The organism is Falsiphaeobacter marinintestinus, assembly GCF_007923355.1.
Lineage (GTDB): Bacteria > Pseudomonadota > Alphaproteobacteria > Rhodobacterales > Rhodobacteraceae > Phaeobacter_A > Phaeobacter_A marinintestinus.
This window is the reverse complement of record NZ_VOGO01000010.1, coordinates 159,853-167,481: the sequence shown is the minus strand read 5'-3', so window position 1 is coordinate 167,481 and position 7,629 is coordinate 159,853. Positions and strand designations below refer to the sequence as shown.

Genomic DNA, 7,629 nt, shown 5'->3' with positions numbered 1-7,629 from the left:
CGGCAGGAACCGCGTCCCCAAACCCGCAACCGGAAAAATCGCTTTCGTCACCTTCTTGCGCATGATCGTCCTCAATACTGAAACAAATTTACCTGATGGCACAGGCACCCAAAGGGATCTTAGATATATTAACAGCTTAAAGGGGACTTGCACGTAAAGTTGATGGCGGTTTTTTGCCGATGTGGTTCGAAAACGGCGATTTAGCCCGTGATTGATCTCACTTTTGCCACGCGTTCCGTTTCAAAGTCGACACGGCGACGAAATGTCCACAATCGAAACGCCTTCTGATCGCGCACACTGCGACCGAACAGACCCCCGGTTTGTTCCCAGACCCCATCTGATGTGAACCGGACGCGATGATAAAGTGCGGTATGGGAAAAACTGAACAAGCTTGCGCGATGCCCTGTCTGGACGGCAAGCCGTGCTTTGCGGCGCAGGCGACCCAGCGCCCAGATCCGACCGGAAAACACTTTGTTGGGGGCTTTGAATGATCCGGGGTACAGCAGAAACGGGTGCCCAGTGGTGGGAAGCGGGACCGGCACCGCAGATTTGCGTTTCAATCCGTTTTCGTATCCACTGATCAGCTCTGACATCAGCCGCCCAACGTCCCGTGGTTCAAGCGCGCCGGTTACCATGTGGCGCAGCAGGCGCGCCCGTTCGTCGGTTTGAACACGCGCCCAGGCCGATGCGACCTGATCCGGCGGACAATGCCTTGTCAGAAAAACACCCCAGCTGGCCCCGATTTCGGTCAGATCCGTGGGCACCCGATCCGCCCGCCGGCGTGCGCTTTCAAGATATCCGTGATGAACCTGGGCCAGAGGAACAAGGGCCGTTGACCACCCATGGGCGGCCAATCGCAAATTCAGATCGGTTTCATCCAGAAAAAACCGATAGCTCGGGTCGAAACCGCCCAACGCAACCAACGCTGAGTGGCGCAGGGCCATGTTCGTGCCTTCGGTCTTGATGGCGCGCCCTGTTGGCGGTGTCAGAACGGTTGGGCTGCTTTCTGGGATATCGAGGGGCGTTTCCTGCCCTGTCCAGTCAACGGAGTTGGCCCGGGATTGCCACGAGATACCATTGCGCCCACGAACAAAACCGCCTGCAGCCATAACCGTCGGATCTGCAAAGGGGGCCGCAAGATGGTCAAGCCACGTCGGTTCAGGCACGGCATCATCATCGATAAATGCGATGATTTCACCAGCAGCAAGTCCGACCCCGGCATTTCGGGCGGCTGAGATGTTGGCTTGGTCAAAGGGCAATAGTTTAACGTGGGCTGCAGTTGGCACACTGCGTAATCCGGCACAGCTGGCGGGATCGGCGACGATTATGACTTCGAACGGGGTGTAGGCCAGTTGTGACACGCCCATCAAGCACCGTCGCAATGCATCCGGACGATGCCGACTGACGATCACGATACTGACCGTCAGTGCGCCACTCATTCCAATCCCATCTCGGCCATCATCGACTGAATCCGGGGCACGTCTTCGGGGTTGTTCAGCTCCCAGAACTGGCGACCGCGGGCTTCGACTTCGACGCACAGAACCGTGTGACCGTGCTCCATGAAGCGCAACTGTTCCAACCCTTCAAGCTGTTCCAGCGGCCCGGGTGACCAACGCGGATAGGCGCCCAGTGCGGACGGGCGATAGGCATAGACGCCGACATGGTGAAACACAGGCGTTTCCGCGTCATCTGCATAGGTTTTGGACGTGAACGGGATCACTTCTTTCGAGAAATACAGAGCATGGCTGTTCTTGGTGAACACCGCAGTCGTGCCGCCAACGCGGCCTGCCTTGCGATCATCCAGAAATCCGTTCAACGCGCGCCCGTCACAACGCAACACGGGTGTTGCAACTTCGGCCATCGGATCGGCGCGCAGACCGGTAATCAGATCTTCGATAAACCACGCTGGGGTCAGGGGCGCATCGCCCTGCAGGTTGACGACGATGTCAAAGCCGCCGCCAAGATTGTCGAACGCTTCGGCGCAGCGCTCGGTACCATTGACGCAGTCGGAGGATGTCATCACGACTTCGGCCCCGAACCCTTCGGCCTCGGCCTTGATCCGGTCGTCATCGGTGGCGACCACGACGCGGTCGACCCCATTCACTTCACTGGCCGCTTCCCAGCTGCGTTGGATCAGGGATTTCGACATTCCGCTTGCGCCGGTCAACGGCACAAGCGGCTTACCCGGATACCGGGTCGAGGCATAACGGGCCGGAATGGCCACAAGTACGGACATCTTATGTCTTTCAGGCGTCTTTCAGTTCAACGCCCGGAGCATACGCGATGAAGAAGGTATTGGCATAGCCTTCCTTGCCGTAAGTCAACGGGGTGTGGTCGTCGAACCGCACAACCTGACCGCCAGCACCCAGCAGTACGGCATGGCCTGCTGCCGTGTCCCACTCCATGGTCCGTCCCAAACGCGGATAGATATCCGCCTCACCGGTCGCAATCAGACAGAACTTGAGCGAGGATCCCGCGCTTTTCATGTCTTTGACCGCGTATTTGTTGATGTAGTCGTCGGTGGCCTGATCGCGGTGCGATTTGGAGGCCACGACCATCAGCGCCGCGTTGTCGCTGTCAGCAACCGAAATCGGGGCAACATCGCCAACGGTTGCAGGATCGAACGCGCCGGTTTCTTCCACGGTCTGACCATCGGCCTGGGTGAAGAACATGCGGTTCTTGGCCGGGGCATAAACCACGCCACGAGTCGGAACGCCGTTTTCCACCAACGCGATGTTCACGGTGAAGTCACCACGACGGTTGATGAATTCTTTGGTGCCGTCCAAAGGATCGACGATCAGGAAAGTGTCCGCCATCTCGGAATGCGAGTCGGACTGTTCTTCTGTCACCAGCGTGACATCCGGGAAAGCCGCGCGCAGGCCAGCCGAAATAATGGCGTCGGCGGCTTCGTCTGCTTCGGTGACCGGGCTATCGTCTGATTTGACTTTCACATCAAAATCATCGGCGTTGTAGATCTCCATGATCTTTTCGCCTGCCTCGATCGCCAACTTGCGGATCAACGGGATCAAATCGTCATATGTCACAAAATGGCTCCATTTTTGTGATTTGTTGAATATGGTCGCGGAGCCTCTTATGGTGTGTGGATAACGGAACAGCAAGAATTCCGTGCGACATCGTGCAGCGTCACAGGACCACAGGTTAATGTTTCAGCATCGTACCAACACCTCAAGCTTTGCGAACGCCATTACGACGCTTGAACTGATTTTCCACGCCGCCGCGCGCAGCGTGCGGTCATCGCACACGAACGCCTTTGTCGCTTTGGCCAAGAATATCCTGCAAACGGCCCTGTTCGTCATCGTGTTCTACTTCATGTTTTCGGTTCTGGGCCTGCGGGCGTCGGCCGTGCGCGGCGATTTCCTGTTGTATGTGATGTCGGGGATCTTTCTGTTCATGTGCCACACCAAAGCGGTGGCGGCGATCATGGCAGCCGAGGGGCCGACCAGCCCGATGATGAAGCACGCGCCGATGAACACGGCGATTGCGATCTCTGCATCTGCTGTCGCGTCGCTGTACATCCAGGTCCTGACGATGCTGATCATCCTGTTTTTCTATCACGTCGTGATGAACCCGATCACCATCGACGATCCCATTGGCGCCATGGGGATGGTCCTGCTGTCGTGGTTCACCGGCTGTGGCGTCGGGCTGCTGTTCCTGTCAATCCGGCCTTGGTTTCCGACGTTTGCCGGCATTGGCAGCACGATTTATCAGCGGGCCAACATGATCGCGTCGGGAAAGATGTTCCTTGCGAACTCTCTGCCGTCCTTCATGCTGCCGATGTTCATCTGGAACCCGCTGTTTCACACCATCGATCAGGCGCGGGGCTATGTATTCATCAACTATTATCCGCGCGTGACCAGTTGGGAATACGCGCTTTGGGTTGGCATTATCCTGTTCATGATTGGGCTGATGGGCGAATTTTATACCCGCAAACATGTGTCGCTCAGCTGGAAGGCCCGCAGATGAGGCTGGTTGGTCTGGTTCTTTCGATCCTGCTTGTGGTTTCGGCACCACTTGGCGCGCGAGACTTGTTTCCGGTGTTGCATGACGTGTCCGGCGTGGCTGCCAATGATGTGTTGAACGTGCGGGCCGCCCCGTCTTCGGGTGCGCCGATTGTCGGAACGCTGGCGTTTGACCAGACCGGTGTCGAGGTTCTGGATACGGACCCATCCGGGAAATGGGGGTTGGTCAACGTCGGTGAAGCAGCAGGCTGGGCCAGCTTACGGTATCTTCAGCCGCGCCCGGACCCCGGCGATTATGCTTTGGCGCAAGACTTGCAGTGTTTCGGAACCGAACCATTCTGGACGCTTGATCTGGTGCAGGGGCAACGGGCCACGTTCTCTCGAATGAGCGAGGCCCCCAAGGCCATGCCCGCCGGATTGTTGTCCACCAGTGGTAACAGGACAGATCGTTTTGTTGTTGGCCTGGGGCAGGATGCGGTGCTTATCGTGTCTCGGATGGCCTGTAATGACGGAATGTCGGATCGCCAGTTCGGGATAGAGGCCAATCTGGTCTCGCTGGCCCCCGGACTTGCCCTTCTGACTGGCTGCTGCACGCTTGCGCTGAACTGACTTTTAGCGCCCTTCGACAGCCCATCGCAAAACCGTGTTCCCCAAAGGTGTGGTTATCAGGCAAACTTGGCCTGTGAATCGTTGAGGGGTCGGATATGGAAATTCTGAATGTGATCGTCGCGGCAATTGCCGGGTTCGCGTTGGGCGCGGTGTGGTACATGGCACTAGCCGAACCGTGGATGGACGCCGCCAATATCAAGCGCGGACCGGACGGGAAGCCGGAAGGCGGGCAGGACCCGAAGCTGTTTGCCATGACATTTGTTTTGCAGTTGGTTGTAGCCGGCATGATGCGTCATGTGTTTGAGCTGGCCGGAATCGACACGGTTGGCAAAGGTATCGTTGCCGGGGTCGGGATTGGGCTGTTCTTTATTTCGCCGTGGATCGGGATCAACAACCTGTACGGTGGCCGACCGGCCAAGCTGACGTTTATCGATGGCGGATATGCGACGCTGGCGTGCGGCGTCATGGGGCTGGTTCTGACCCTGTTCTGAAGAAAAATGGGGAAGGTCCGGATAGCTTCGGACCTTCCCCTCACCCCACGTGTCACCTACTCACCACACGTGTTCTGATTTTAAAGGTCTTGACCATCCTGGTCGTTGATAAAGGTGTATCGCACCGGACTGCGATTGTGCAAATCAAAAGCCCGGTGGATTTGTCTCAATTCACAAAGGTCAGCCGTAGACCGACTCTTTGCCGAAATGCTTGGTCAGCATGTAGTAGACGACGGCGCGGTACTTGTTGCGCTCGGAGCGGCCATAGGTTTCGATCACTGTGTTGATCGCATCCATCAGCTCTGGCCCGTCGGCAAGGCCCAGCTTCTTGATCAGGAAGTTGTTCTTGACGGTTTCAAGTTCGTCCTTTTGCGTCGCCGCAACGGTCGATGCGTCGGCGTTATAGATCGCCGGGCCACAGCCGATGGTGACCTTGGTCAGCAAACCCATGTCCGGGTCCATACCGCATTTGTTCTTCAGATCGTCCGCATATTGCGCGATCAAGTCGTCCCGCTTTCCCATCAAATTCTCCTGTTGGTCGCCTTGTTGATTTTATGTGAAGGCACGTTAGCCACCAATCTGGCCGAAACAAAGGGAAATTTGGCAGCAGGTTTCCCCTGAAGTCACCCCGGGGTCGTGTGGCAATAAGCAGGTGTTGTTTCCGGCGTGTTCGGCGAAAGAGATACTTCGCCAAGGTTATGGCCGACTGTTTTCGAGTTCAGTAACGAGTGTTCAAGTAAAAAAGCCCGGGCCAATCAAGGTCCGGGCTTTCTTTTTCATGGGTCGCGAGATCAGTAGCGATAGTGTTCAGGCTTGAACGGGCCATCGGGCTTTACGCCGATGTAATCGGCCTGTTCCGCGCTAAGCTCGGAAAGCTTTACGCCGATTTTCGCCAGATGCAGACGGGCGACTTTTTCGTCCAGATGCTTGGGCAGCACATAGACTTCGTTGCCGTACTGGTCGCCCTTGGTGAACAGTTCGATCTGGGCCAGAACCTGGTTGGTGAACGATGCTGACATCACAAAAGACGGATGGCCAGTGGCGTTGCCAAGGTTCAGCAAGCGACCTTCGGACAACAGGATCAGGCGGTTGCCCGAAGGCATTTCGATCATGTCGACCTGCTCTTTGATGTTGGTCCACTTGTGGTTCTTCAGGTTAGCGACCTGAATTTCGTTATCAAAGTGGCCAATGTTCCCGACGATGGCCATGTCCTTCATCTCGCGCATATGCTCGATGCGGATCACGTCTTTGTTGCCGGTTGTCGTGATGAAGATATCAGCGGTCGAAACGGCATCTTCCAGCGTCACGACTTCGAAGCCGTCCATGGCGGCCTGCAGGGCGCAGATCGGGTCGACTTCGGTGACTTTCACGCGGGCACCAGCACCACGCAGGGACGCAGCCGAGCCTTTGCCAACGTCGCCATAGCCCATGACCACGGCGGTTTTACCGGCCATCATGGTGTCAGTGGCGCGTCGGATGCCATCGACCAGCGATTCCTTACAGCCGTATTTATTGTCAAACTTCGACTTGGTGACACTGTCGTTCACGTTGATGGCAGGGAACGGCAGGTGGCCTTTTTCCATCAGCTGATAAAGGCGGTGCACACCGGTGGTGGTTTCTTCCGAAACGCCCTGAATCATGTGGCGCTGTTTGACGAACCAGCCGGGGCTTTCCGCCATGCGCTTTTTGATCTGCTTGAAGAAATAGATTTCTTCTTCGGATTGCGGCGTTTCGATCAGGTCGGTTTCGCCTTCTTCGACGCGGGCACCGATCAGGATGTACATGGTGGCGTCGCCACCATCATCCAGGATCATGTTGCAGCCGCCTTCTTCGAAGTGGAAGATTTTGTCGGCGTAGTCCCAATATTCTTCCAGCGTTTCGCCCTTGATGGCGAAGACCGGTGTGCCGCTGGCCGCGATGGCGGCGGCGGCGTGATCCTGGGTCGAGAAGATGTTGCACGATGCCCAGCGCACATCGGCGCCGAGGGCAACCAGTGTTTCGATCAAAACAGCGGTCTGGATCGTCATGTGCAGCGATCCAGCGATGCGTGCGCCTTTCAGCGGCTTGCTATCACCATATTCCTCGCGCAGGGCCATCAGGCCCGGCATCTCGGTTTCGGCAATAGTCAGTTCCTTGCGGCCAAAGTCGGCCAGCGAAATATCCTTGACGATGTAATCCCCGGCCATGGTCAGCTCCGTTCCGGTTAGAGTATAAGATCGGGCTGCACCTAGCATTCCTTTGCCCTGCTCGCAATGTGGATCGCCGCAGGTGCAAAACAAGAGGCTAGTTGGGGTGTTGAGGAGCGGAAATGCGGCCGGGTAGCCCAGTTGTGGCACCATAGCTGCGCGCCCGGAGCCGCGCCAACAAGCGCTTGAACAGAACAAGCGGGTTTCGGTACAGGTAAGAACCGGAAGAGGCGCGCGCTGGGAGGAGTACACGCCCCCCTCCGGCCTTATATCGAGATCGCCCGCGCCGTGTAAGAAACACTGGCGATGGTGTGTGCTGGCAGCAGGTGATCTTGATGACGTTCAGAATGCGCCGCAAATGTG

General features: G+C 57.0%; 8 protein-coding genes. 3 read left to right on the top strand and 5 right to left on the bottom strand.

Features of this window, described 5'->3' with window-relative positions; genetic code table 11:
• Positions 1-200: 200 nt before the first annotated feature.
• The 3 genes from FOY56_RS19110 to cysQ are packed head-to-tail and all read right to left on the bottom strand — an operon-like array spanning position 201 to position 3,044.
• Positions 201-1,439 (bottom strand): glycosyltransferase family 2 protein, encoded by a 1,239-nt coding sequence (locus FOY56_RS19110; RefSeq protein WP_146347726.1) that lies wholly within the window; start codon positions 1,437-1,439, stop codon positions 201-203.
• The gene (locus FOY56_RS19105) at positions 1,436-2,236 is read right to left on the bottom strand and encodes a 3-deoxy-manno-octulosonate cytidylyltransferase (protein WP_146347724.1); all 801 of its coding nucleotides are present in this window, start codon (positions 2,234-2,236) and stop codon (positions 1,436-1,438) included. The genes FOY56_RS19110 and FOY56_RS19105 overlap by 4 nt, the downstream gene beginning before the upstream one ends.
• Before the next feature lie 10 nt (positions 2,237-2,246).
• On the bottom strand, positions 2,247-3,044 hold the full coding sequence (gene cysQ, locus FOY56_RS19100; protein ID WP_146347723.1) for a 3'(2'),5'-bisphosphate nucleotidase CysQ: 798 nt from the start codon (positions 3,042-3,044) through the stop codon (positions 2,247-2,249).
• Between the two features lie 118 nt (positions 3,045-3,162).
• On the opposite strand from cysQ, the gene FOY56_RS19095 reads away from it, so the two are divergent.
• From FOY56_RS19095 to FOY56_RS19085, 3 genes are all read left to right on the top strand, one after another.
• Positions 3,163-3,984, top strand: a complete 822-nt coding sequence (locus FOY56_RS19095; protein WP_146347721.1) for an ABC transporter permease — start codon at positions 3,163-3,165, stop codon at positions 3,982-3,984.
• Complete coding sequence (locus FOY56_RS19090) at positions 3,981-4,589, top strand: SH3 domain-containing protein (RefSeq protein ID WP_146347719.1); 609 nt, start codon at positions 3,981-3,983, stop codon at positions 4,587-4,589. The genes FOY56_RS19095 and FOY56_RS19090 overlap by 4 nt, the downstream gene beginning before the upstream one ends.
• A 95-nt stretch (positions 4,590-4,684) precedes the next feature.
• Positions 4,685-5,080 (top strand): DUF1761 domain-containing protein, encoded by a 396-nt coding sequence (locus FOY56_RS19085; protein WP_146347717.1) that lies wholly within the window; start codon positions 4,685-4,687, stop codon positions 5,078-5,080.
• 180 nt (positions 5,081-5,260) lie between these two features.
• On the opposite strand, the gene FOY56_RS19080 is transcribed toward FOY56_RS19085, so the two are convergent.
• Both FOY56_RS19080 and ahcY read right to left on the bottom strand, forming a co-directional pair.
• Complete coding sequence (locus FOY56_RS19080; RefSeq protein ID WP_146347715.1) at positions 5,261-5,602, bottom strand: DUF2853 family protein; 342 nt, start codon at positions 5,600-5,602, stop codon at positions 5,261-5,263.
• 269 nt (positions 5,603-5,871) lie between these two features.
• Positions 5,872-7,266 carry an adenosylhomocysteinase gene (gene ahcY, locus FOY56_RS19075; RefSeq protein ID WP_146347742.1) on the bottom strand — a complete coding sequence of 465 codons (1,395 nt, stop codon included), beginning with the start codon at positions 7,264-7,266 and terminating at the stop codon, positions 5,872-5,874.
• Between the last annotated feature and the right edge of the window lie 363 nt (positions 7,267-7,629).

What these genes read in the sequence shown, in the direction of transcription:
- FOY56_RS19110 (WP_146347726.1), bottom strand. Translation starts at nt 1,439, where the DNA reads ATGAGTGGCGCACTGACGGTCAGTATCGTGATCGTCAGTCGGCATCGT.
- FOY56_RS19105 (WP_146347724.1), bottom strand. Translation starts at nt 2,236, where the DNA reads ATGTCCGTACTTGTGGCCATTCCGGCCCGTTATGCCTCGACCCGGTAT.
- FOY56_RS19095 (WP_146347721.1), top strand. Translation starts at nt 3,163, where the DNA reads ATGTTTCAGCATCGTACCAACACCTCAAGCTTTGCGAACGCCATTACG.
- FOY56_RS19090 (WP_146347719.1), top strand. Translation starts at nt 3,981, where the DNA reads ATGAGGCTGGTTGGTCTGGTTCTTTCGATCCTGCTTGTGGTTTCGGCA.
- FOY56_RS19085 (WP_146347717.1), top strand. Translation starts at nt 4,685, where the DNA reads ATGGAAATTCTGAATGTGATCGTCGCGGCAATTGCCGGGTTCGCGTTG.
- FOY56_RS19080 (WP_146347715.1), bottom strand. Translation starts at nt 5,602, where the DNA reads ATGGGAAAGCGGGACGACTTGATCGCGCAATATGCGGACGATCTGAAG.
- ahcY (WP_146347742.1), bottom strand. Translation starts at nt 7,266, where the DNA reads ATGGCCGGGGATTACATCGTCAAGGATATTTCGCTGGCCGACTTTGGC.